At 37.1% G+C, this 25039-nt stretch carries 18 protein-coding genes; 9 read left to right on the plus strand and 9 right to left on the minus strand.

Features of this window, described 5'->3' with window-relative positions; all coding sequences use genetic code 11:
- Positions 1-65: 65 nt before the first annotated feature.
- On the minus strand, positions 66-2759 hold the full coding sequence (locus tag H1P_RS36120; protein WP_186375979.1) for a choice-of-anchor Q domain-containing protein: 2694 nt from the start codon (positions 2757-2759) through the stop codon (positions 66-68).
- A gap of 353 nt (positions 2760-3112) precedes the next feature.
- The gene (locus tag H1P_RS36125) at positions 3113-5779 is read right to left on the minus strand and encodes a choice-of-anchor Q domain-containing protein (RefSeq protein ID WP_186375980.1); all 2667 of its coding nucleotides are present in this window, start codon (positions 5777-5779) and stop codon (positions 3113-3115) included.
- A 136-nt stretch (positions 5780-5915) separates the two neighbouring features.
- Here H1P_RS36125 and H1P_RS15065 point away from each other — a divergent pair, with 136 nt between their 5' ends.
- The 3 genes from H1P_RS15065 (at position 5916) to H1P_RS15075 (ending at position 8853) form a co-directional block, all read left to right on the plus strand.
- Positions 5916-6104, plus strand: coding sequence for a hypothetical protein (locus H1P_RS15065; protein WP_144868540.1), 189 nt, complete (start codon positions 5916-5918; stop codon positions 6102-6104).
- 62 nt (positions 6105-6166) lie between these two features.
- Positions 6167-6916: a 4'-phosphopantetheinyl transferase family protein gene (locus H1P_RS15070; RefSeq protein WP_144868542.1), complete on the plus strand. Its 750-nt coding sequence runs from the start codon at positions 6167-6169 to the stop codon at positions 6914-6916.
- Positions 6917-7230: 314 nt separating this feature from the next.
- Positions 7231-8853, plus strand: coding sequence for a purple acid phosphatase family protein (locus H1P_RS15075; RefSeq protein WP_144868544.1), 1623 nt, complete (start codon positions 7231-7233; stop codon positions 8851-8853).
- A 399-nt stretch (positions 8854-9252) separates the two neighbouring features.
- Here the strand turns inward: H1P_RS15075 and H1P_RS15080 are convergent, their stop codons facing one another.
- The 3 genes from H1P_RS15080 to H1P_RS15090 all read right to left on the minus strand — a co-directional run bounded on the left by H1P_RS15080 (position 9253) and on the right by H1P_RS15090 (position 11644).
- Positions 9253-9711 (minus strand): BON domain-containing protein, encoded by a 459-nt coding sequence (locus tag H1P_RS15080; protein WP_144868546.1) that lies wholly within the window; start codon positions 9709-9711, stop codon positions 9253-9255.
- A 99-nt stretch (positions 9712-9810) separates the two neighbouring features.
- Positions 9811-10611 carry an SDR family NAD(P)-dependent oxidoreductase gene (locus tag H1P_RS15085; protein ID WP_144868548.1) on the minus strand — a complete coding sequence of 267 codons (801 nt, stop codon included), beginning with the start codon at positions 10609-10611 and terminating at the stop codon, positions 9811-9813.
- 25 nt (positions 10612-10636) lie between these two features.
- Entirely contained in the window at positions 10637-11644 is a 1008-nt protein-coding gene (locus tag H1P_RS15090; RefSeq protein ID WP_246141711.1) for a DUF2382 domain-containing protein, read from the minus strand.
- A gap of 1447 nt (positions 11645-13091) precedes the next feature.
- Between H1P_RS15090 and H1P_RS15095 the strand changes: the two genes are divergently transcribed.
- A complete protein-coding gene (locus tag H1P_RS15095) occupies positions 13092-13298 on the plus strand; it encodes a photosystem I reaction center subunit IV (protein ID WP_144868550.1) in 207 nt (68 codons plus the stop codon).
- Between the two features lie 190 nt (positions 13299-13488).
- Here H1P_RS15095 and H1P_RS15100 read toward each other — a convergent pair whose 3' ends face one another.
- The 3 genes from H1P_RS15100 to H1P_RS15110 all read right to left on the minus strand — a co-directional run bounded on the left by H1P_RS15100 (position 13489) and on the right by H1P_RS15110 (position 15724).
- Positions 13489-14076: a GAF domain-containing protein gene (locus H1P_RS15100; protein WP_144868552.1), complete on the minus strand. Its 588-nt coding sequence runs from the start codon at positions 14074-14076 to the stop codon at positions 13489-13491.
- Positions 14077-14177: 101 nt separating this feature from the next.
- Positions 14178-15266 carry an AI-2E family transporter gene (locus tag H1P_RS15105; protein WP_144868554.1) on the minus strand — a complete coding sequence of 363 codons (1089 nt, stop codon included), beginning with the start codon at positions 15264-15266 and terminating at the stop codon, positions 14178-14180.
- Between the two features lie 89 nt (positions 15267-15355).
- On the minus strand, positions 15356-15724 hold the full coding sequence (locus H1P_RS15110) for a potassium transporter TrkG (protein WP_144868556.1): 369 nt from the start codon (positions 15722-15724) through the stop codon (positions 15356-15358).
- 319 nt (positions 15725-16043) lie between these two features.
- Here H1P_RS15110 and H1P_RS15115 point away from each other — a divergent pair, with 319 nt between their 5' ends.
- Together H1P_RS15115 and H1P_RS15120 are read left to right on the plus strand one after the other, a co-directional pair.
- Complete coding sequence (locus H1P_RS15115; protein ID WP_144868558.1) at positions 16044-16487, plus strand: hypothetical protein; 444 nt, start codon at positions 16044-16046, stop codon at positions 16485-16487.
- Positions 16488-16656: 169 nt separating this feature from the next.
- Positions 16657-18249, plus strand: coding sequence for a glucose-6-phosphate isomerase (locus H1P_RS15120; RefSeq protein ID WP_144868560.1), 1593 nt, complete (start codon positions 16657-16659; stop codon positions 18247-18249).
- A 111-nt stretch (positions 18250-18360) separates the two neighbouring features.
- Here the strand turns inward: H1P_RS15120 and H1P_RS15125 are convergent, their stop codons facing one another.
- On the minus strand, positions 18361-19575 hold the full coding sequence (locus tag H1P_RS15125; RefSeq protein ID WP_144868562.1) for an HhoA/HhoB/HtrA family serine endopeptidase: 1215 nt from the start codon (positions 19573-19575) through the stop codon (positions 18361-18363).
- Between the two features lie 223 nt (positions 19576-19798).
- On the opposite strand from H1P_RS15125, the gene H1P_RS15130 reads away from it, so the two are divergent.
- The 3 genes from H1P_RS15130 (at position 19799) to H1P_RS15140 (ending at position 24739) form a co-directional block, all read left to right on the plus strand.
- Positions 19799-21415: an Hsp70 family protein gene (locus H1P_RS15130; RefSeq protein WP_144868564.1), complete on the plus strand. Its 1617-nt coding sequence runs from the start codon at positions 19799-19801 to the stop codon at positions 21413-21415.
- Positions 21416-21669: 254 nt separating this feature from the next.
- A complete protein-coding gene (locus tag H1P_RS15135) occupies positions 21670-22458 on the plus strand; it encodes a WecB/TagA/CpsF family glycosyltransferase (protein ID WP_246141712.1) in 789 nt (262 codons plus the stop codon).
- Positions 22459-23428: 970 nt separating this feature from the next.
- Entirely contained in the window at positions 23429-24739 is a 1311-nt protein-coding gene (locus H1P_RS15140; protein ID WP_144868566.1) for a (Fe-S)-binding protein, read from the plus strand.
- Positions 24740-25039: the final 300 nt, after the last annotated feature.

Genomic DNA, 25039 nt, shown 5'->3' on the forward strand with positions numbered 1-25039 from the left:
TACTGAACTATCACCTTTCTCGATCGCGCTGACTATCTTCTCTCGAAAATCCACCGAATAAGCTTTCATTTACGATCTACTTTTACAATGCTTGATTGTCCCACATTTAGATGCAAACCGCTGTATGTTCCTTGTTGCTCGGTATTTTGAAAACGGGAAAAATCTGTTCCCAATTCACTATCTGCACCATAGGTATAAAAAGCTAATCCTTCTTCGCTAAAGCTTTCAGCAAAATTCTGGTTAATATTGGCTCTTTCCTCTTCTGTAACAAATAAATATGTTCCAGGTTTCATCTCACTTTGAAAGCGATACATCGGTCTCAAATTGTCCCCTGGTTCGACCGCTACTTGGAAAGCTCTGCCTTCTTCGGTAAAGTTATCGAAGTTATCTCGAATGTTTTGCGCTTCTCGATCTCTGACATAGATATAAGTACCAGGAACATCATTGTTTTGAAAGCGAAAGATATCTGTATCTAATGAAACTCCATCGGGATTAGGTTCGGGTTCAGGTTCGGGTTCAGGTTCGGGTTCAGGTTCAGGCTCAGGTTCGGGTTCAGGTTCAGGCTCAGGTTCGGGTTCAGGTTCAGGCTCAGGTTCGGGTTCAGGTTCAGGTTCAGGCTCAGGTTCGGGTTCAGGATTAGGTTCGGGATTAGGTTCGGGTTCGGACAAAACTTCTTGGACTTCAAACGCACCTATATCTACAGTCTCGCCAAAAATACGACTAAATCCTTCTCCTCTTTGATCGAAAGCAAGAGCATCATCAACATCACCATCACCATTAAAATCGACAGTGGTGGGTTCTCCATCACCGTTGATATCAACAAAAGTTTCTCGAAAAATATTGTCGTTATTACCCCCATTAATAGCAGGACTACCAGCTAATAACGCATAGGTTTGAATTTCACCACCGTTATCCTGTAGTTCACCTAATTGGGGATTAATACCTGTAAGATCGCTTCCCTGTCCCAAGCTTTCTGCTTCTGGTGCAACAAAAAATTCGGCAATAGTTAATCCTGTAAGATCGCCAACTAAATTATTAGCATTACCTTTAGCTGGACCTGAAATATTAGGATTAATTGCTCCTTCTCCGTTATTTTCAGGAGTATCAAAATTGCCCTCTAATATTGAGTTACTTAGATCGAGTTTTCCTGGGATGATTTGACTGTTGCCAGTATCAAGATAGCTAGGATTATGAATTCCACCACCATCACCACTACCATTGTTATCACTATCAGCCAAATTATTGGTAATGGTCACGTTGGTAGCTACGACACCAGCATTAAATAGTTCTCTAGTACCAGGAGATGGTTCAGTTCCGATAAAGCTATCCAAGCCACCAACAATGTCAATACCGCCACCGTATTCTTTGGCACTGTTACCACTAATAGTCGTGTTAGCGATTGCAGTTACATAATACTGAAACAGACCACCAGCAGTAAAAATCCCTCCACCAGAGCCATCAGTACTATTACCGCTAATAGTACTATCGAGAATAACTCCTATGCCTGAAGAAATTCCACCACCATCGCCAACGGCACTATTATTGCTAATCGTGGTGCCTCTGATTATATTAATATCTTCGAGACCTCCACCATTACCACCAGCAGAATTACTATCAACAGTAGAGTCAAAGATTCTGACATTACCCAAGTCTCCATCTACACCCCCACCATCTCCATTAGCTGTGTTCACGCTAATATTGGTGTCTCTAATTATTAGACCATCATCAGAAAAAATACCACCGCCATCACCACGAGCAATGTTATTTTGAATGGTGCTATTTTCAATCACCATATCATTGGATTGGTATCCTCCAGCATTAAATACCCCTCCACCAAAATCAGCAGTGTTGTTTTCAATAACGGTATTTTCGATAGTAGAAGATTCTACTGTGCCAGAGAGTAATCCTCCACCAGATGGAGCGGTATTGCCGCTAATGGTACTATTGACAATTCTCAATGAACCCGTTCTGGATTCTGAGCCAAAACCATCATCGATATAGACACCTCCGCCTCTAGAATTAGCAGTATTCTCAGAGATGGTGCTATTGTCAATTTCTGTTGTGCCAGCACCTCTGTGACTAACTCCTCCACCAGCACCCGTTGGAGTAGATGCAGCTATTCCATTAACACTATTACTGGTGATTGTGCTATCAACAATAGTGGTAACACCGTAATGGGTATATATGCCTCCGCCTTCACCACCAACATTGTTACTAACGACACAATTATTTAAAGAAAGACTTCCTTCATTAGCAATTCCGCCTCCATTATCGTCATTACTGCTGGTAGAATTTCCAATAATATTACAGTTAACAAGTTCTGCGCTTCCCAGATTATCGATTAAAATTCCGCCACCATTTGAGTCTAAAAAATCTTCAGTGATGGCTTTACCACCTGTAACGGTGATATTTTCTAAAACTAAATTTGCTCCATTATCATTGTCATCATCCTTAACATGAAGCACGCGGTTGATTTCATTGGCATCGATGGTTGCACCTTCACCCAAACCACGAATAGTTAAAGTACCTCCCGTGCTGGCAATATCCAAATCTCCAAAATTAGCTGGTGTTATCAGATCTGAATCATTACCTTCAATAGTTAGATCGTAAACTTGTTCGGATTCTAATTCGATAATTTCATCTTCAGGAGTACTGTTAGCAATTAAGACAGCATCACGAAGAGATAAACCAGTTCCCTCAGTTGCACTACCATCATTTTCATCAACTAGAGTAGTTACTCTTAAAATTGTTTCTGTCATTATTTTGAGCCAAGAAATTGAATTTTGTATGGGTAATGCTAGATTGATTTTTGTATATATCGAAAAACCGCAAATTATTCTTAACCTAATGAATTAAGTCAGTTGACAGTATCTAACCATTTATCAAAAATAGATTGTAAATTTAGATTTATTTAAAAAATAGCGATCGCTATCACTGAGATTTCACTATTAAAAGCAATACCTTAAAATATTATTGCGAGTAATATTGTATGGGAGTAACAACCAAAATTGAGCCGAATAAATACTTAATCTGAATCAGTGGAAGTATCGAAAAATTAACAAGAAATGAATAATCAAATAGGATTTATACTCAAAATAGCGATCGCTTTTATTTAGATTTCAACATTAAAAGCAATACCTTCTTCGACAAAATTAGCAAAATTATTGCGGATATTATCTCTTTCTTCTCCCGTGGCAAAAATATAGGTTCCTTGTTGCTCGGTATTTTGAAAACGGGAAAAATCCGTCCCCAATTCACTATTTGCACCATAGGTATAAAAAGCTAATCCTTCTTCGGTGAAGCTTTCAGCAAAATTCTGGTTAATATTGGCTCTTTCCTCTTCTGTGACAAATAAATATGTTCCAGGTTTCATCTCATTTTGAAAACGATACATCGGTCTCAAATTGTCCCCTGGTTCGACGGCTACTTGGAAAGCTCTGCCTTCTTCGGTGAAGTTATTAAAGTTATCTCGAATGTTTTGCGCTTCTCGATCTCTGACATAGATATAAGTACCAGGAACATCATTGTTTTGAAAGCGGAAGATATCTGTATCTAGTGAAACTCCATCGGGATTAGGTTCAGGCTCTGGTTCGGGTTCAGGCTCTGGTTCGGGTTCAGGCTCTGGTTCGGGTTCAGGTTCAGGCTCTGGCTCAGGTAGAACTTCTTGAACTTCATAAGCACCTATGTCGACAGTACCATCAAAAATACGACTAAACTCTCCTCTTCTTTGGTCGAAAGGTATTGCGTCATCATTATCTCCATCACCATTAAAGTCTATGGTAGTGGGTTCATTATCGTTATTAATATCAATAAAAGTTTCTTGGAAAAGATTATTGTTATTACCAGCATTAATGGCAGGACTACCTGCTAACAAAGCATGAGTAAAAGTTGCACCACCGTTATCTTGTAGTTCACCCAATAAAGGATTAATCTCTGAAAGATCGCCTCCTTGTCCCAAACTTTCTGCTTCTGGTGCGACAAAAACTTCTTCGATAGTCAAACCTGTAAGATTGCCAACTAAATTATTGGCATTACCTTTAGCTGCACCTGAAATATCAGATTCAATTGTTCCTTCACCACTATTGTCAGGGGTGTCAAAATTGCCAGCTAAGATAGAATTCACTAAAGTAAGTTTTCCCGAACCAAATCTATTTCTCACTCCTTGTGTGGGGTCGGAATTACCAGTAACAAAAGATTTAGCATTATTAACTCCGCCACCATCTCCTTCACCATTATTATCACTATCAGAGATATTTCCTGTAATAGTAACGTTGGTCGCAACTATCTCACCTGCAATGGTTTGTACCTCAGAGGTGTAATCTACACCGTAGTTATTAGGAGTATCGACAATAAGACTACCGCCAATACTAATTCCACCACCACTATCTCTAGCACTATTGCCACTAATAGTAGAATTGGCGATTGCAACTGCCGAACCCGTAGGATTTCCTGTAATCGAAAGACCGCCACCGAAGGTTTGACTTTCATTTCCGCTAAAGGTGCTATTGATGATAATACCTGGAGCGAGGGTAAACATCCCTCCCCCAGAACCAACGGATTTGTTATTGCTAACAGTTGTATTTCTGATTGATTCCACATCTTTTAGACCGCCACCAGCATCACCCGCACTGTTATTGTCGATGATAGAGTCAGAAATTACGGCAGTAGAGAGAGACGAGTTGACACCACCACCATCAGCACCAGCAGTATTGCCATTGACATTACTTTGTCGGAGAAAAAGAGTACCACCAGAATCAATACCACCGCCATTTGTGCCTGCATTATTATTGCGAATTGTGGAGTTGGTAATGGTTACTTCGTCAAGAATATTGCCAATGCTGACCCCTCCACCACCGCGATTAGAAATATTATTTTCAATTGTGGTGTTTTCAATGGTCATGGTTTCTACACCGCTAGAACCTACTCCACCACCATCATTAGCCGTATTCTCTCTAATAACACTATCGGTAATAGTAACTGAACCTTTTGAACCTAGAAACTCATCTCCCACTACACCGCCACCGCGAAACCCCGCAGTATTGTTAGTTATGGTGCTGTTAGTAATTTCTGTGAGACCTAGTCCTTCATGTTGAATTCCCCCACCAGAACCAATATCTGTACCACTACTGATTAAGCTGACACTATTATTGGTAATAGTACTGTCAAAAATTTGAGTACCTCCGTAGGAAGTAGAAATACCTCCCCCATCACCAGCAGAATTATCGTCAATATTACAGTTACGTACAGTCAGAGTTCCGTTATTGGATATTCCTCCTCCTTTGCCCCCAGGTGCAGAGTTTCCAGTAACATTACAGTTGATTAATTCTGCTGTGGCATCTCCATCAATATATATTCCACCACCACCATCATCTGTAATATCTTCAGTAATGGCTTGACCCCCTGTGATAGTGATATTTTCTAAAATGAGGGTTGCTGCATTATCCCTAAAATCATCGCGAACTTGGATTACTCGATTGATTTGATTGGCATCAATAGTTGCACCTTCTTCTAAACCACGAATGGTTAATTTACCTCCTGTGCTACCAATATCTAAGTCACCTTGAGTGGCGGAATCTTCATCAACAAAAATAGATTCAGGGTCTATTCCTTCTATAGTTAAGTCATATACCGCATTGGATTCTAACTCAATAATTTCGTCGCCAGGAGTGCTATTAGCAATTAAGACAGCGTCGCGGAGGGATAAACCTGCTCCTTCGGTGGCACTACCATCATTTTCATCGACAAGGGTATTTACTCTTAAAATTGGGATATCTTCCATTGCTTTCAGTTATAAAATATCGTACAAAATAATACATAGTATGATTGCAAATAATATTGTATAGGAGTAAAAGCCAAAATATATAGAAATAAATACGGAATCTGAGTCAGTGTAAATATCGAAAAATTAATAAGAAATGAATAATCAAATAGGACTTATTATCAAAATAGCGATCGCCTCTCTTCTCTTATCGGTATTAATTAAGTATGGTGGGCAAGCTTTACCTTTAAACCCAACTAATACTATTGCTTTAATAATTGTTCTACTACCTTCTATAATTTTGGCTTTATTCTTTGGCGTAAAATATAGAAAATTAAATAGTTAATTATTGGTTGGTAGAGGCAAACGGCTGTTTGCTCTTATATTAATTAATCAATATATTGAGGAATGAAAATTATAAATCGGGATCTAAATTGGGAAAAGCCACCTTCCAGCTTAAAAATATTCAATAACAATCAAGTGCATTTATGGCGAGCAAATCTCAAAATACCTACGAAACAAATTACCGAGTTAAATAACATTTTATCTCTAGATGAAAAAGAGAGAGCAGAACGCTTTCGGTTTCCCCAACATAGAAATCGTTTTGTTGCTGCGAGGGGATTTTTAAGACAAATTATTAGTGGTTATTTAAATATAGCTAGTCAAGAAATTGTCTTTAGTTATGGCGGTCGCGGTAAACCAAAACTAGCTAATAGCAATCTACAATTTAATATTTCTCATTCTCAAGATATCGCTTTATATGCTTTTACTAATCATCAATTAATTGGCATAGATGTAGAATATTTACGCAGTAATGTAGAATGTCATAAAATTGCTCAGAGATTTTTTACTTCAGCAGAATCACAATTAATTACCAGTCTAAGCAAAGAAAAACAAACCCAAACCTTTTTTCATTTGTGGACAGTCAAAGAAGCTTATCTTAAAGCGATAGGCGAAGGTTTAGTCGGAGGATTGGAGACAGTAGAAATCGACGTTAATCAAACCTCTAAATTGAAGATATTAGCAATCTCAGGAGAGCAAGCGAAAGCTGATAATTGGCTTTTCTCTAGTTTTATTCCCCACAATGATTTTATTGCCACTGTAGCTATTAATACTCAAGAACAGGCATTAAAGAGCAAAAACTTTGCTCTTAACTAATTGTTCATCTACTTGCTTTATAGTTTACTTACAGCAACTTGCTTTAATCATAATTTCTTCTTTTCAGGAGTCCACAACCTCACGGGGTTTCCTCAAAAGTTTGATTGGGACTTAGAGAGAGAATTATCTATGGTTAATCGTCAACACCTCGATTGGATATGGCGAGGAGACCTCGCCATCCCTCTCGGTCAATTATTGAATGTAAAAGAATGAAATTTCGTAAGTTTATTCTTACAATCATCAGTGTCGTCATTTGCATCGTCTTATATTTCGGTCTTACTAATCCCAATTATTCTACTAACATAGTTCAAAATATGCCTTCTCTGTTAACCGATCCTTTTTTACAATTACCCACAGCTAACTCTGTTAATGTTGTTTGGTTTACCGAATTTCCTGGGGAGAATCATTGGGTTCTATATGGTCAAAAATTAGAAAATAAAGTAACTGCAAATACTACTCAATTAACTCGCGTCAGAGAAGACAGTGAATCTAAACTAGAGCCAAAATATGAACAGCTTACTCAGAGAGATATTTGGCGACACGAAGCAACAGTTACAGGATTAAATTATCCTCAAAGAATTTCTTATCAGGTAGTTAGTTTACAAGAGGGTGAAACAGTTAGTAGTCAACAATTTACTCTTACTGGTAAACCACAACCTGGTACTCCTTTAAAAATATTGCTTACTTCAGATCATCAATTAATGCCGATGACGGCTGCCAATTTACAGAAAGTAGCGGAAACTATTGATAGAGTAGATGCTGTATTTTTAGCAGGAGATTTAGTTAATATTCCAGACCGCGCTTCTGAATGGTTTGATGATAGCAGAGGTGGGGCATTCTTTCCTAGTTTACAGGGAAAAGCTCATTATCAATTAGAAAAAGATGGTGTCACTACTACCTATAAAGGCGGAGAAATTATTCAATACGCCCCTTTATTTCCCGCTATCGGTAATCATGAAGTGATGGGCAGATACTCTACAGAAAAACCTCTCGGCAGACAATATAATGATGCTGTCCCCCGCAATAAATCCCTAATAGAAAATACTTCCGATCTTACTACTATAAAAAACAATTCTTATAACAGTGATACCTACGAAGAAATCTTTTCTTTACCTGGTAGCGAATCAGAAGAAAAACCATATTATGCTGTTACTTTTGGCGATATTCGCTTAGTATCTTTATACATTACTAATATTTGGCGAACTCCTGAATTAAACAGACGTAACTTACCTGCTAGGTATGCAGAAAGTCCAACTGATTTTAATCATCCTGAAAGATGGGGTTATGGACAGCACATTTTTGAACCGATAGCCAAGGGTCGTAAACAATATCAATGGCTGGAATCAGAATTACAAAGTGATGAATTTCAACAAGCTAAATACAAGATAGTAATGTTTCATCATCCTCCCCATACTCTAGGCGGTAATATTGTCCCTCCTTACACTAGTCCTCAACAAACCATTCAGCGAGATAGTAACAATGAAATTCAAGCTATTACTTATGAATACCCTAAAGAAAATGACTATATAATTCGCGATTTAATTCCCCTATTAGAAACTGCGGAAGTACAGTTTGTTTATTACGGACATTCCCATTTGTGGAATCGTTTTCAAAGTGATTCGGGAATGCACTTTTTAGAATCTTCCAATGTTGGTAATAGCTATGGCGCACACACATCAGATAATCCTCGAACAGTACCGCCCAATAGTCCTGATAATGTTGCAGTAGGTAATCCTAATGGTTTAGAACCAATTATGCCCAATATCGATCCTTTGCAAGATGAAACAGGACAACCTTTATCCTATATTGCCAGTAATGACATTACTGTTTTTAGTGTTTTAGATACAGAGCAAGGTATAGTTAGTAGTTATCGTTTTGATACTCGTCAGCCTGATTCCGAAGTGATTAAATTTGATGAATTTAGACTGGGTCGTTAAATTGATCGGGCGTTGCCTCATAGTGATATGATGTTTTAATCAAGCGATCGCAAGTAAAAGTCAAAAACAATACAATGTCCTGAATGCCCTAAAGGACTAGCGAAGCCGTCGTAAATCGAAACACATCCCTAAAAACGAAAAGAAAAGGGTAAATGCCTATAGGGTATATAAAAATATGTAGAAAACAAAAGCAATGAAATCAAGGCTGTACCCAGGTTAATCGAAGCTTTAGCAATCAAAGAGATTCAAGAGAGTTATGGAAACTAGTAAAACCAGTATTAGCTTGAGGAAAATTATTCAAAGGAATGACAATGCCCAACGCCTTCTCAAACCGACCGTTAATTTATGGTTAAGGTTTGACATAGCCAAACCTTATCTTTTTTATTATTTATTTCTAGTTTACGATTCAGTAGGAGGTACTACTTCCACTTCCATAGTTACAGCTTTAACCCCTAAAATTTCTTTTGCTAAAGGTTCAATGGTTTCATATTCTTTTTGATTGGGGACTGTTCCCACAATTGCCACCTTGCCATCTTCTGCATCAACAGTCAGTTTAGAACGAGGAATATTAGCTTCTAATTTAGCTCTAACTTCACTTTCTAGATCGGAATCGGCTCTATCTTCTGGCTCACCGAGTGCATCGTAACGTTGCTCTCTAGCACGAATATCAGAATTCAACTGATCTTGGCGAATTTCGCTGCTAGCATCTTCTAAACTATCTTCAACTTCTGTAGCATCTTCCACCACAGGGTTTTCATCTACAGAGTCAGGTGCATCAGCACTGGTTCTTGCTGTATCACAACCTACTGCACCAAAAAGCAAACTACTACTTAATAAAAGTGTTGCAAGTTTATTCATTTTTTTTCTCCAATTAATAATAATTTTTTACTTAAGTAATCATGTATTAGTAAATTAATTGTTTTTAAGAGATTACTGATTGGGTGATTACTGTTTAGACTAGCCAACAGTGGCTACTGAGCCACCATCAACACGATAATTAGCACCAACAACAAAGCTGGAATGTTGAGAACAAAGGAAGGCAATTACCGCAGCCACTTCTTGAGCTTTACCCCTACGGTGTAGTTTTAAATGAGGGCGTTTTTCATCAAGAAAGGTTTCAATCGCTCGATCAAAACTCATTCCTTTTTCTTTAGCTCGCTTTTCCATCATGGCATCCGTCATCGGAGTGGCGATATATGCAGGAGAAACCGAATTAACTAAAATACCATCTTTGGCATAGGCTTTAGATAAGTTTTTAGCTAGATTGAGTACTCCTGCTTTAGCTGCACAATAAGGCATTTCATCGGTATAAGGCTGCACTGCATCTTCTGAACCAATGAGTATAATTCTGCCCCAACCTTCCTTTTGCATGGAGGGAATAAAAGCCCGACAAACCCGCACCGCAGCCATAAAATCGACATCAATGGTTTTATACCAGTCTTCATCGGTTAACTGAAGAAACTCCTTAGTTGCACCAGTGATACCAGCACAGTTAACCAATATGTGTACCTTGCCAAAATGATTAAGTATTTGCTGTTTTGCTGTTTCAACATCTTCGAGGTTTCTTAAATCTGCGGTGACTGGTATTGCTTCACCTATTTTGCTAATTTCTTCAGCAGTGGTTTTTAACTCATCAGTGGTTTTGTCGATTAGAGCTATTTTTACTCCTTCTGTTGCGAGTAATTTAGCTGTAGCTTTACCCATACCAGAGTCGCCACCAGTAATTACTGCTACTTTGTCCTTAATTCCCAAATCCATGCTTGTTCTTTAATTGTTTTACTATTTATCGTTCAATTACGTCACCGTCAGCTTCTATTTCTAGTTCTTCACGACGAACAGTTTCTTTGGCTTCTACAGTATCGCGGTCAACTTCTTTACGAATGTTGACTTCTTCGCGAATAAAGGCTTGTTTTTCAATGCTTGCCGATTCTTCGTAAACATCCATGCGAGCAACCTCACCATTGTTAAAATCTACGTTTGCGGGATTGACTACCGCTCTGTCTGTTGTATCTCGGCGTTCAATGACAATGCGTTCTTTTTCTATTGGTACAGCTACTCTCGCAGTTTCAGTTTCTACACGCTTACCAATAGCCACTTCTCCAGCTTTTTCACGCTGTTTATTAACCATCAGGCGTTCTTCGTATAGTCTAATTTTTTCGTCATCAGCTACATCAGTTCTAGTTCTGAGATCATCGTCCACATCATCAACAGTAGTGGCTTTTGCACCTGGAATACCATAGATATCAAATTCTTCTACACCATTACGACGCATAATTGATTCGGCACGAGCGATTTCTGCTGCTGAACCTGTTACCATAACTAAGAAACTGCCCCCAGCTACACGATCGCTGTATATTTTGGCTTTCTCTTCAGGAATGCCTAAACCGATTAAAGCACCTACTAAACCACCAGCAGCAGCACCAATACCAGTACCAGCTAAGGTAGTTGCGATCGCAGTTGCCTCTGCACCAGCTAACAGAATAGGACCAATACCAGGGATAGCTAATACACCTAAACCAACGAGTAAGCCAGTAATACCGCCCAACGCACCCCCAGTTAATGCACCAGTAGCAGCCCCTTCATCGGCTTTATTCCCAAATTCCTCAGTGGTTTCGTGTCCAGCTACTTTGTCTGCATCCTTAGCAATAACGGACACTTGATCCATGTCATAACCAGCTTCTTTTAATTCTCGTACCGCAGCTTCCGCTTCATCACGACTGTAGTATAAACCCGCAGCACGCTTATATGTATTGTATTTGGTAGTATTTGTATTCATTACAGTTGTATTCATTAATTTTTAACCCTTGGTTCTTTAAAATCTACAATTGGTGTATACAGATTGCGATACTAAATCCTTCTGACATCAGTCTTATGCGGTAACAGTTGTCAACACTCACCACATTCCATATTTTCGTCTTAGTCAAAACTGTACTCAGTAAAGCGAATTTAGTATGGCTTTTATACCCAGTTTTTAGAAGTAAATAGTATTTACTTGTTGTCCATAATTTTCTACTGTTTTGGGGAAAAAGTTATCTATCTTAGGTTGAATTTTTGTCACTATCAAAAGATAGAAGGTATTTTTTTACTTAATTTGTTGGCTACTGTAACTTCGTTTAATACTTATTAATTGATAATTGTTTTTTAGAAAGTAAGGGATAAGGTTAGAACAAAAATCAGTAGCTATTGATACGATTGACCCGCATTGTCTGTAAAAGGTCGGAGTCTAACAAGAAAAGCTCGCTATCACAAAGCAGAATAACATTTATTACTATAGATAGATAGAAAAATAGTTAAAAAACATTATGATATATAATTATTTTTTATACAATATTAGCTTTTTATGGATAGCTTATTGACAATTAATTATTTTGACATGGCTCAAAACCAAGATACAGACCTACTAATCAAAAAAAATTTGCTACATTAAAAAAACAATACAAATCAATTCAATCTTGTCAAGTATCAATTACTAATTTAGATTACCATTTATCTAAAGCAGGAAATTGCTACAAAGTAAATATTAATCTAAACTTAGCAGCAAATCGAAAATTTTTTGTAGTTCGCAATCCCGATTATGCTTGTCAGGTAGAATCTGCTGATTTCGTTATTACTGATGCTTTTGAAACCCTCGAACAGCAGCTTGATGAAATGATAACTCGTTGAGTTCAATTCCATTGAAGAAGGTACATTTTTCCTAATTAGCTCCAATTAAACTACAATTTTGCTGTTGATAAGCTTTGCTTGGCTCTCATTCATTTTTTAAAGATCCCGTTTCAACTGAATTTAGCGTCAGGTGTCAGATGATTATCTAAATAGTATGCAGCGTTCGTAAAGTATTTTTACATTTGCCATAAGACAGCTTTCCCCAATTGAGCCTTTTGATACTATTGTGTTGATGAATAAAATTTTTTGAGGCAAAAATATGGGTAAGTTTTTAATTTGGCTCGATCTTTATCAAATAAATTTTAGCGAAATTACAGACTTTATAACACCAAATAAATTTGCGCTCAAGGTAACTTCAAAGTTGCTTTTTTTCTAATTTTCTTGAATCGTGTAATTCATTTTTTATGTTGATATAAATTTGATAATAATTGTTACAGATTGATTTTTGTATTCAATTAAATTGAAATTATATAAGTATAATGGATATCGCGATCGCTAAAATCAAGTCTCGGCTCTGTCGAGATGATAAAATTAATTTCATCAGTAATTTACAATTTTAGGAAAAGAATTGAATTATGGTTCAACGTGGTTCTAAAGTAAAAATTTTACGCAAAGAGTCCTATTGGTATCAAGACTTTGGCACAGTCGCATCAGTAGACAAGAGCGGAATTATTTATCCTGTGGTTGTACGCTTTGATAAGGTAAACTATTCGGGAATTAACACCAATAACTTTGGTGAAAAGGAAGTGGTAGAAGTTGAAGCACCCAAGAAGAAAAAGTAGAAAATCCCAATCAAGGTAGAAGAGTCTCGCTAAATAAACAGCAGATAGTAATTAATTACTTAATAATTAGTTAAAAAATAACCTCTGACTTTGGGTTTTTGATGACAATAAATGCTGAGGAAGGCGCGCTAAGAGAAAATGAAAGATAAATTCATACTTTTGGTTTCTTCCTCTTTTTTTTATTTACTCTTTAATTATTACCATCGTTAATCTCTTGTATGGTACGGCGAAGTTTTCGTTTGACGTATACAGAAACTAGGGGAGTAATTCGATCTATCACTGTAGAGGTTAAACTGCGATCAAATTGTTTCCAAGGTCGATGACGGTGGAATTGAGAAGCTTGAAAAATCCCCCATAGTTGATTGTTAGAACATATGTGAGCTTGAATTAATGATTTTTGCTCTTTATAGTTTTGCTGAAAAAAAACGATATCATTTTCTTTATGACTAATAGATGCTAGGTCATCAATAAAAATAGTCCGTTCGCATTGTAGTGCAGCAGCAAATAAGGGGTCTTTTTCGGCTCTATACATAGGCTCAGAATAAGGCTCATTGTCTTGCAAATTGGGAATACTGGGGTCTCTACAATAACAATGAAGAGTTTGACCGATCGACAATTTTGGGTCACGAAAATATAGGTAACAGCGATCGCATTCTAGTAAACCAACCATTGCAATCATTAGCTGATCGAATATTTTTGAAAGATCGCTCGATTTGTAAGATGAAGTTTCTTGATTGAGAATACTACCTAAAGGTCGAGGTAAATTAACTATACTCATGGTACAAATATATTGTTTTGTTATTTCAGGATTAATGCTTATTACACTAATTCTATTAACTTACAGCTAAAATTCTGTATTATCGATCAATAATAATAAAATCAATTATGAAGTACGTTTTTAGTAACTTTTAGATTACGGTTTTGATTATTCTGTTTCTGATTACTTGGTTGCCAACGATCTAAGATATCTTTAACAACTATTTCTTTGAGCCAAACCTGAGCCACTACCGTGATTGGAAGAGCTAAAAATAGCCCTAAAATACCAAAAAATACAGCAAATGCTACTTGAGAAAGTAAAGTAATTGCAGGTAATAGAGATACCTGTCGTTTCATTATTATAGGTGTCAAAATATTACTTTCGACCTGTTGGATCGCAATATAAAGAATTACCACTGCTGCTGCTTTCCAAGGCGCATCCAACAAAGCCATTGCAGTCGGTGGTACAACACTCAGGACTGGGCCTAAATTAGGAATAAAAGTTAAAATACCTGCAAGTAAAGAATTGGCTAAAGGTAACCTAACGCCCAAAGCCCATAAACCAATACCACTTAAAATGGCAATTACAGCCATATTAAATAATATTCCAATTGCCCATCCACTGAGATTTTTTTCACAATCGTTCAGTATTTTTTGAACTCGCTGGCGGTAAAAGGCGGGAAATGCCAATAAAAATATTTGTCTATAAGGAGTAGGGTTAGCTAGCAGCATTATCGTGACTACTATGACAAGTAAAGAGTTAAGAACTATACCTAGAGTGCTGGTAAATAAATCAAAGAAATTACCAACCAAATTATTTGCCCAAGCCTGAAGATTTTGAGTTAAAGTCCCTAAACCTCTAACATCTTCAATCAATTCATTGGGTAGTAAGTTATGTAACCATTCATTCCAACTACTAAGTTGTTCTAAACCAATGGGAACTAATGTTACTAATTCCTGAAATTGAACGATAAAAGGAGGTATCACTAGGGCAATAAAACCAACAACAAAAATTAATACCCCAGTAACAGAAATAGCAACTGCTACTTTTCTATTTAATTTAAGTTTTTTTTGTAATACTTTAACCAGTTGATTAATTACAGTGGCAAAGACAACCGCAGCAAAAGCTAACAATAAAACTTGTTTAATACGCCATAAAATATATAAAGCAATAATAATAGCAAGAAAACCAATTAGCGTTCCTAAACGCACAATCTTAGCCTCCAATTATAAGATTGTACTAAATATAATAATTTTTAGGATTTTTGTCTTCTTTCTCCAGACTGTTTTGTTTACTTAAACTATTGCTTTTTACCAAAAATAACGGGAAATGCATCTTGACAGAGACGGATTGTACCAATAAATACAGTAAAGAATTCCAAGCGTCCTAAAAACATCCCGATTATTTGTGTCCACAGTAAGCCTACTGGCGCATCAGCAGAAGTGACACCAACAGATAAACCTACTGTACTCAAAGTACTTGCATATTCAAAAAGACTTTCTGGTAAAGAATAACCGTAAGCTGCGGTAATAATTACACCGACGATAAATAGTAAAAAGTAGAGAAACACAAATAAAGCAATCGTTTTGATTTGGCTGTCACTGAGAAATTTACGGCGATCGCCCTGCCAATAATCGGCTTCACTCACAGCGTTATCTGGTAACAACATACTTTTAATTTCCCAAATTAAAGCTCTATACCACTATATATTGAGACTGTGCCCTTGATTATTCGATAGTCCGAAAAAAGAGATTTATGAATAAAATTTTATTGACAGATGGTGTTAGTCTTCAACAAAAAATAAATCAGCTTAGAGATATAGATTCAAAAATCCCCAAATAAATAAATGAATGGTAGTAAGAGAGACTCCGCCGTTCCCATTTGAGGATCAATAAAACGACGGAGCTTCCTCTGACTTTGTGAAAGTAATACCATTTAGATTTAGGTTGATAGACCGAACACTACAGTTAATTCCCATAATTCCCATCATGAAACAAGTATTAGGTATTCTCAAATCTGGTCATCAGGTAGCATCTGGGATTGCTGAAGATAATCCTTATGAACAAGGCACTATTGAGATGCAATTACCTTTTTTTCACGCATTAGGATTGGATTTAAGCAAATTTTATCTGGGGACGCTAAATATTGACATTGCGCCTCATAGGTTCCAAGTAGTTCAGCCTCAATACACTTTTCATAACGTTAAATGGCATCCCGATTACCCCACAGAAGATTTTTCTTTTTCTCCTTGTCAAATAATTTTTAAAAATATAACCTACGGAGGATTTGTTTACTATCCTCATCCTGAAACAAAGATCGGGCATTTTCAAGACTCTTCTATCATCGAAGTCATTGCACCCAAGATTTCTGAGATCGACTATGGGGCGCGTATAGCGATCGCACTTAAACCCTCAGAAATTCAAATTCAGTAGTGGTATCGCCAGATATTTTTGTACTAAACAAGAGAGCAGATTACTGGGGAAAAGAGAGAAATGGAAATTTGTCGACTAGAAAACTTATAAAAACCTATAACCTACAGAATAATCTTGATAACCTAAATTAGACTGATCGGGTAACAGTAAAGCTAACAACAAAAAACCTATGGATAATGCTCAACTTTGGCAACGCTATCAAGACTGGCTCTACTACAACGAAGAATTAGGCTTTTACATCGATATCAGTCGGATTGATTTTGATGATGCTTTTGTCGCTCAGATGGAGCCGAAATTTGACAAAGCATTTCAAGATATTGCAGCTACAGAAGCAGGTGCGATCGCAAATCCCGATGAAAATCGCATGGTAGGACACTATTGGCTACGAGATCCCGATTTAGCCCCCACTGCTGAATTAAAGCAAGATATAGTGGAAACTCAAAATAAAATTATTGATTTTAAGGAAAAAGTTCACAGTGGCGTTATTTGTCCCCCCAGTGGCGGAAAATTTACGGATATTCTCTCTATTGGTATTGGTGGCTCTGCTTTAGGCCCACAATTTGTTGCTCAGGCTTTAGCTCCCCATAACCCTCCTTTAAAGATTCATTTTCTTGATAATACCGATCCTGCGGGAATAGACAAGGTTTTAACCGAAATAGGCGATCGCCTTCCTTATACTTTAGTCTCGGTTATTTCTAAATCTGGAGGAACTCCCGAAACCCGTAACGGGATGTTAGAAGTCAAAAAAGTCTATGAAGACAATGGCTTAGATTTCTCTGCCCATGCTTTTGCTATTACAGGGAAAAATAGTAAATTAGAAGCGGTGGCTAAAGAAGAACGTTGGTTAGACATTTTTCCGATGCGAGACTGGGTAGGAGGCCGTACTTCTGAATTATCTGCGGTAGGAATGGCAGCAGCAGCCTTACAGGGTATTTATGTCAGAGATATGCTTAAGGGTGCGAAAATGATGGATGCTCTGACCAGAAAATCCAGCATCAAAGAGAATCCCGCAGCTTTACTTGCTCTGGCTTGGTATGCAGCAGGTCATGGTAAGGGAGAAAAAGATATGGTTATTTTGCCCTACAAAGATAGTTTGTTGCTCTTTAGTCGCTACCTCCAGCAACTTATTATGGAGTCTTTAGGAAAAGAAAAAGACCTTGATGGTAAGACAGTTAATCAAGGGATTGCTGTATACGGTAATAAAGGCTCTACAGATCAACACGCCTATGTCCAACAGCTACGGGAAGGGGTGAATAATTTCTTTTTAACCTTTGTCGAAGTCTTGGAAGATCGGGAAGGGGATACTGTAGAAGTTGAATCTAATATTAGCTCTGGTGATTATCTTTTGGGCTTTTTACTGGGTACTCGCGAAGCATTATCTGAAAAGCAGCGAGAATCAATTACGATCACTATTCCTCAAGTAAATGAAATCACCGTAGGAGCGTTAATTGCTCTCTATGAAAGAGCAGTTGGTATTTATGCTTCTTTAGTTAATATCAATGCTTACCACCAACCAGGTGTGGAAGCAGGGAAAAAAGCTGCTGCATCAGTGCTGGATATTCAAACCAAATTAATTGAGGAGTTGCAAAATACCCAAACACCTATTTCTCTAGAGGACTTAGCAAGCAAAATTCAAGCAAGCGATCGCCTTGAAATAGCATACAAAATTCTCCGCCATCTCCATGCCAATCAGCGAGGAGTTATTTTAGAAGGAAACTTTAGCAATCCTGATAGTTTAAAGGTTTCTTGGCCAGGAAATTAAGGTAAAGAGGAGGGAAGAGAAAGGAAAGAGGAACTAAAAAATATTAGCTTGATTGATATATCAACTTATTCTCGATCGCCTAATCCTCAATCCTCGATCCTTCCTCCTTAATTAAGACATTTGAGCCAATTGAGTAGTTGTCACATTTAGTGTTAAAGTGCGATCGCTACGTCTAATCTTAAATTTCAGAGTTTGATTTAAGCCACTCTTATCCACTAGAGACTGTAAATCTTCAGCAGTTTTAATTGCTTGATTGTCCACTGATACAATAACATCTCCCCTACGGATTCCTGCTTGTGCTGCGGGAGTATTTTCCATCACGCGCATCACTAATACTCCTTCTACTTCGGGAATTAAGAAAGTAGAATTGGGATCGCTATTGTTACGCTGTGCCAATTCGGGAGTGAGAGAAATCATCTGTACCCCTACATAGGGATGAGGTACTTGTTTTCCTGCTGCTAAGGTGTCTGTAATCGCTTTTACCTTATCGATAGGTATGGCAAAGCCAATTCCTGTCGCATCGGCGCGAATGGCGGTATTAATGCCGATTACTTCCCCTCTTTCGTTGAGTAAAGGACCTCCAGAATTACCAGGATTAATGGCTGCATCAGTCTGTAAAAAGTCTACTCGCTTATCAGGAATCCCTACCTGAGCCGAAGAACGAGCTAAAGTGCTAATAATACCCAGAGTAACCGTATTATTCAAACCCACGGGATTACCAACTGCGATCGCCCAATCTCCCACTGCCACTTGAGAAGAATTTCCCAAAGGCGCGACGGGTAAATCTGCTCCTTGAGGATTAATTTTCACCACCGCTAAATCGGTTACCTTATCTGTACCAGTAACTTGACCTTCAAACTCTCTACCATCTTTGAGGGTGACTATTACTCTGTCTGCACCACTAACCACATGGGCATTTGTAAGGACAATACCACTTTTGTTAGTAATAAATCCCGAACCCTGTCCCCTGACTTGTCTTTCTTGGGGAATTTGCTCTCTAAAGCGATCGCCAAAAAATTCTTGAAAGAAAGGATCGTTGAAAAAAGGATCTACTCGCTGAGAAACAGTTCTTTCTGTATCAACCCTGACTACGGCGGGACCAGTTTTTGCGATCGCAGCATTCACAAAGCTAGTAGAAGTTTTTACCGCCTTATTCCCTTGCTCTTGCAGTGCTATCTGGGTGGGCTTCCTTTCGTTACCAGTGGTTGAAGCAATAGTATCAGCTTGAGAAGACATTACCCTCAAACTACTAAAGGTTAATAATACTCCTAACAACAATGTAATTCCGTGGCTAATCACTCTGCCGAGAAAGCCAAATTTTTTCATTTTTCCTGAAAACTAACTTTTAGTGTAAATCAATAAATATCTGTTAACTCCTATCATAGCTTGCCTCTATCAGTAACCATGAATGATGGTTGGTTGGGTTTTTACTAGAAACTTTCTTTCTGCTCTTAAGATGCATATCTAGGAAAAATCAGAGGTATGTTTTCAGAAAAGATTCTTAAAATAGCTAATAATACTTTTGAAACTACATAATTTCACTGATTCTATGGTTAACAATGTTACTTCTCTTAATTCCTATGCGATCGATTTTGGCACTAGCAATACCGTAATTACCCGTTGGAATGCTAGTAAAGCACAAGCTGTAGTAGTCAGAATCCCTGATTTCTGTCAACAGATAGCCAATGTTCCGCCATTAATTCCTAGCTTAGTTTATCTCCAAAATGCTAGTACAGAACAAGCTTTAATTGGACAACAAGTGCGCGATCTCGGATTGGATTTAGCTAACGATCCGCGATTTTTTCGTGGTTTTAAACGAGGTATCGGCACAGATATTCAAGGTTTCTTGCCAAAGTTAGATGGCAAAACTTTGAGTTTTGAATATATTGGAAAACTGTACCTGCAAAAACTGATTACTCAGTTAAAAGAGCAAGCAAAAGATAGTATCAAATCTCTAGTTGTCACTGTCCCTGTAGATAGTTTTGAAGTCTATCGTTTATGGCTTACAGATATTTGCCTTTCTTTAGATATTGAGCAAATTAGAATCATAGATGAACCTACAGCAGCAGCTTTAGGCTATAGCGTAGAAAATCAAAAATTATTGTTAGTTGTTGATTTTGGAGGAGGTACAATTGATCTATCTCTCATTCAATTGGAAGAAACTACAGCCTCAAATCCAGGTTTTATTCTGAAATGGGGCGAAAGATTACTAGGAGAAAATACAGCACAAAAACCCAAGTTAGCCAAAGTAATTGCTAAAGTGGGACAAAATCTTGGAGGTGCAGATATTGATAATTGGTTAGTCGATTATTTTGCTGAAAAACAAAATTTACCAAAATCTTCTTTAACTACTCGTTTAGCAGAAAGACTAAAAATTAAATTGTCTTCACAAAATGAAGCAGCCGAGGCTTATTTTGACGATGAAAATTTACAAAGTTATGACCTAAGTTTAAACCAAGAAACATTTACAGAAATGTTAAGTTCTCACGAATTTTTTAGTCAGTTAGATGAATTAATGAACAAGATTTTGCAACAGGCAAGACGTAATGGGGTGGAAATTACTAATATTGATAATATTCTGTTAGTAGGAGGTTCTGTCCAAATTCCTCAAGTACAAGCTTGGGTAAAAAATTATTTTCCAGTAACTAAAATCATCTGCGATCGCCCATTAACTGCCGTTGCAGAAGGAGCATTACAAGTAGCTCAAGGAATAGAAATTAAAGACTTTCTTTATCACAGCTATGGTATTCGTTACTGGAATAGTAGGGAAAAACGCCACAGTTGGCATCCTTTAATTAAGAGCGGACAACCATATCCAATGGCACAATCTGTCAGTATCACTTTAGGAGCTTCCGTAGCAAATCAACCCTGTATTGAACTAATTATTGGAGAACTAAGTAATGAAACTGTAGCGACAGAAGTTTATTTTGATGGCGATCGCCTAATTACTCGTAATTTAGAAAGCGATCTTGCCCAGGTGAAACCTCTCAATGATAGTGATGGTTCAAGAACTCTCGCGGTACTCGATCCTCTGGGAAACCCAGGAAGCGATCGGATTGAGTTGAGGTTTCAAGTTGACGATCGCTGTTTTTTAAGAGTAACAGTAGAAGATCTTTTAACAGAAGCTATTTTGCTTGATTCTCAAATTATTGCTCAACTGAAATAGTTATCCCAATAATGTAGTATATGCCTAAGCAAAAACACGTAAATTTAATTGTTTTTAACTACATTGCCTTTAAAATTAATAAACTTGGATTTATGGCTTAGATCCCATAAATTCAGAATTTAACAAACATTTATTAAAGCTTGTCTATGTGTATAACTATATACAATGATCTCAAAATACTTCGATTACACAAGTAATACTGTTTAAATCAAAGCTTTTGATTCGACTTATCAAGAACTTCAACAAATTAAGGTATGAATCCAGTAGATATGATTGTTGTACGACAATCACAACCCAAAACAGTTAATATTCTCAATGTTTCTATCGATAATGTTAGTCTGATTGAGCTATTGCACAACCTGAAATGTGGAGGAGTTGTTTTCACTCCCAATGTAGACCACATTATCAAACTACAGAAAGATCTAAATTTTTACCAGATCTACTCGAAAGCAGACTATCGCGTTTGTGATAGTCAGATGCTCATGATAGCATCTCGTTTTCTAGGTTCTCCTCTCAAAGAAAAAATTTCAGGCTCAGATTTATTTCCTGCTTTTTATAAGTACTACAGCAAAGATAAGAGCGTCAAAATATTTCTCTTGGGGGGTTCCCCAGGAGCAGCCAAAACCGCTCAGGAAAAGATTAATACCAAAGTAGGGCGAGATATAGTTGTAGACTCTTATTGTCCCCCTTTCGGATTTGAGAAAGATGCAGCAGAATGCCGTGAAATAATCAACCAAATTAATAATTCTGGTGCAACTGTGTTGGCTGTGGGAGTAGGCGCACCCAAGCAAGAAAAATGGATCTATCAACATAAAAGTAGCCTAAAAAATATTAAAACCTTTTTTGCAGTGGGAGCAACTATTGAATTTGAAGCAGACTATACATCCCGCGCACCCAAATGGATTAGTGTTGCAGGTTTAGAATGGTTTTATAGATTGATACAAGAGCCAAAACGCTTATGGAAAAGATATTTAATTGAAGATACTGCTTTTTTTGCCCTTATTGTGCTGCAAAAACTTAGTTTATACGCCAAAGATAAGTAAATATTCCTTACAGTATTTCAAGTGTTCTCAAATTAAAGCTGTTAACAATAATACATTATTACTAATTAAAAAATTATTTAACTGAACTATAGCAATACCAACAAACATCTTCTAGATTGAGAATTATTGGGATACAACGAACGTTGTTAATTTGAATCAGATTTTTAATTGACACTACATCTCAAAGGGATTGGGTATGACTTTCTATAGAGCGATTACAAGATCGTCATATCATTATTTTTGAGAATCCGTACTATATTTTATTACTTTGTTAATCGCTCTCATAAACTGCTTAAACAAGCCAATTTTAAAGTATCTTGATGTAATTCAGGGTTACTTTGAAGCTCCCATAAACAATGGTTAATTATACGGGAAAAAAGTAGCTGTATCTTGTGTGATGGGACATACTAGAGAAGAGAGTGAAAATAGGAAAGTATTAATTATGTGGGAGAGATTGGTATTGTCAGGGGTCACAACTTTTTGTATTTATTTATTTTTACACTTGGGCAATAATTATAGACAGCCGAGTTTTATTGGGCAAAGTTTCACTGAGCCTCCTCATTTTATTTTTAATATTCCTTTGTTTTCTCAATAATCAAAACTGATTTACAAAAAAGCTATTGTTTATCATACAACACACAAATAGCAGGCGTAAATTAGGTAAAAACCAAGATAATCGAAGTAATTGAAGGATACAAAGCAATAACAAAAACGTTTTTATTCTGAATTAAATCAAGCTTAATTAAAATAAAAATAAAGAATCATCTCGATTGTAAATTGATATAATTTCGGTCGGGATATTTTTGTGTCATCGAGTATTGTGAATAATAATTATCATAATTTTTTACTATCAAACTTCAATACAAACCCCACCAAAACTCACTACAATAACAGTAATCAAGTAATTTATTGTTTTCCTTGTGCAAGAGTTTCCAGGACTCCTTAACCTATTAGTGTGTAAATAGATACCATGACCTCCAATTTTGATAGTAAAAATCCTCCCCAGCAAGACTTAATAGACACCTGTGTCCATTGCGGATTTTGTCTTGCGACTTGTCCTAGCTATCGCGTAATTGGCAAAGAAATGGATTCCCCAAGGGGTAGAATCTATCTCATGGACGCTATTAACAAAGGAGAAGCAACAATTGATAAAGCTACCTCTCAGCACTTTGATAGCTGTCTGGGTTGTTTAGCCTGTGTTACTACTTGTCCTTCAGGTGTAGAATACGATAAATTAATCGCTGCTACTCGTCCCCAAGTAGAAAGAAATCAACCCCGCAATTTACCCGATCGATTAATTAGAACTTTAATTTTTAATCTGTTTCCCTATCCCAATCGTTTACGAATTTTCTTACCTGCTTTTTGGCTTTATCAACAATCGGGATTACAAGATATAATTCGTCAGACTAAATTATTAGATAAAGTATCTCCTCGTTTAGCAGCAATGGAGTCGATACTTCCTCAAGTTACAACAGATTCTTTACAAGATACATTACCAGAAGTTATCCCCGCAAAAGGAGAAAAACGCTATCGGGTTGGAGTTGTTTTAGGTTGTGTGCAAAGACTATTTTTCTCACCAGTAAATGAAGCTACAGCTAGAGTTTTAACTGCTAATGGTTGTGAGGTTGTCATTCCTAAAAGTCAAGGTTGTTGCGCTGCGCTACCAGCACACCAAGGACAAGAAAATCAAGCGCAAACCCTAGCTAAACAAATGATTGATAGCTTTGCTGATTTAGAATTAGATGCCATTATTATCAATGCTGCTGGTTGCGGACATACCCTAAAAGAATACAATCATATCTTGGAAGATGTTCCAGAATATAAAGAGAAAGCCCAAGAATTTGTCAGTAAAGTAAAAGATGTCCAAGAATTTTTATCAAGTATAAAATTAACTAGCAAATTGCATCCTTTAGTAGAAGGTGAGTTAAAGATTGTTTATCAAGATGCTTGTCATTTACTTCACGGACAACAAATTAGTTTACAACCCCGTCAATTACTCAGAAAAATCCCAAAAATTAAATTAAAAGAGCCTTTAGATGCTGCTTTATGTTGTGGTAGTGCAGGGGTTTATAATATGCTGCAACCAGAAGTAGCCAACGATTTAGGACAGCAAAAAGTAACTAATTTATTAAACACTGGCGCGGATGTTATTGCTTCTCCTAATCCTGGTTGTGCTTTGCAAATTACCAAGCATTTAAAATTTAAAGATCGACAACCTTTGGTAATGCATCCTATTGAGCTATTGGATTACTCTATTAGAGGTATTAAGTTAAATTTTTAATTGTTATTGGTTAGTCGAAGCCTGGTTAATTGCTGAATATGTTTTGTCAAAGGTATTTTGCTGATGTTATGCAGAGCCCAATACTGTTCGGTTAAGCTAAACAACATGAGTTAATGAAAGTATTCATCATCCAAATGCATGAAACTATTTACTCTAACTCTTATTTCTCGAATACTTGCACTTGCTACGCCTATTAATTTATTCAATGAGCAGTATAGCCTCCATCTACAAAGTGGACACTTCCTGTGATAAATGCGGCTCTGTCAGAAAGTAAGTAATCCTAAATCCGATTGATATAGG

This window comes from Hyella patelloides LEGE 07179 (assembly GCF_900659865.1).
Classification (GTDB): domain Bacteria; phylum Cyanobacteriota; class Cyanobacteriia; order Cyanobacteriales; family Xenococcaceae; genus Hyella; species Hyella patelloides.

Coding starts and splice junctions, on each gene's coding strand:
- H1P_RS36120 (WP_186375979.1), bottom strand. CDS start 2,759: ATGACAGAAACAATTTTAAGAGTAACTACTCTAGTTGATGAAAATGAT.
- H1P_RS36125 (WP_186375980.1), bottom strand. CDS start 5,779: ATGGAAGATATCCCAATTTTAAGAGTAAATACCCTTGTCGATGAAAAT.
- H1P_RS15065 (WP_144868540.1), top strand. CDS start 5,916: ATGAATAATCAAATAGGACTTATTATCAAAATAGCGATCGCCTCTCTT.
- H1P_RS15070 (WP_144868542.1), top strand. CDS start 6,167: ATGAAAATTATAAATCGGGATCTAAATTGGGAAAAGCCACCTTCCAGC.
- H1P_RS15075 (WP_144868544.1), top strand. CDS start 7,231: ATGCCTTCTCTGTTAACCGATCCTTTTTTACAATTACCCACAGCTAAC.
- H1P_RS15080 (WP_144868546.1), bottom strand. CDS start 9,711: ATGAATAAACTTGCAACACTTTTATTAAGTAGTAGTTTGCTTTTTGGT.
- H1P_RS15085 (WP_144868548.1), bottom strand. CDS start 10,611: ATGGATTTGGGAATTAAGGACAAAGTAGCAGTAATTACTGGTGGCGAC.
- H1P_RS15090 (WP_246141711.1), bottom strand. CDS start 11,644: ATGAATACAACTGTAATGAATACAAATACTACCAAATACAATACATAT.
- H1P_RS15095 (WP_144868550.1), top strand. CDS start 13,092: ATGGTTCAACGTGGTTCTAAAGTAAAAATTTTACGCAAAGAGTCCTAT.
- H1P_RS15100 (WP_144868552.1), bottom strand. CDS start 14,076: ATGAGTATAGTTAATTTACCTCGACCTTTAGGTAGTATTCTCAATCAA.
- H1P_RS15110 (WP_144868556.1), bottom strand. CDS start 15,724: ATGTTGTTACCAGATAACGCTGTGAGTGAAGCCGATTATTGGCAGGGC.
- H1P_RS15115 (WP_144868558.1), top strand. CDS start 16,044: ATGAAACAAGTATTAGGTATTCTCAAATCTGGTCATCAGGTAGCATCT.
- H1P_RS15120 (WP_144868560.1), top strand. CDS start 16,657: ATGGATAATGCTCAACTTTGGCAACGCTATCAAGACTGGCTCTACTAC.
- H1P_RS15125 (WP_144868562.1), bottom strand. CDS start 19,575: ATGAAAAAATTTGGCTTTCTCGGCAGAGTGATTAGCCACGGAATTACA.
- H1P_RS15130 (WP_144868564.1), top strand. CDS start 19,799: ATGGTTAACAATGTTACTTCTCTTAATTCCTATGCGATCGATTTTGGC.
- H1P_RS15135 (WP_246141712.1), top strand. CDS start 21,670: ATGAATCCAGTAGATATGATTGTTGTACGACAATCACAACCCAAAACA.
- H1P_RS15140 (WP_144868566.1), top strand. CDS start 23,429: ATGACCTCCAATTTTGATAGTAAAAATCCTCCCCAGCAAGACTTAATA.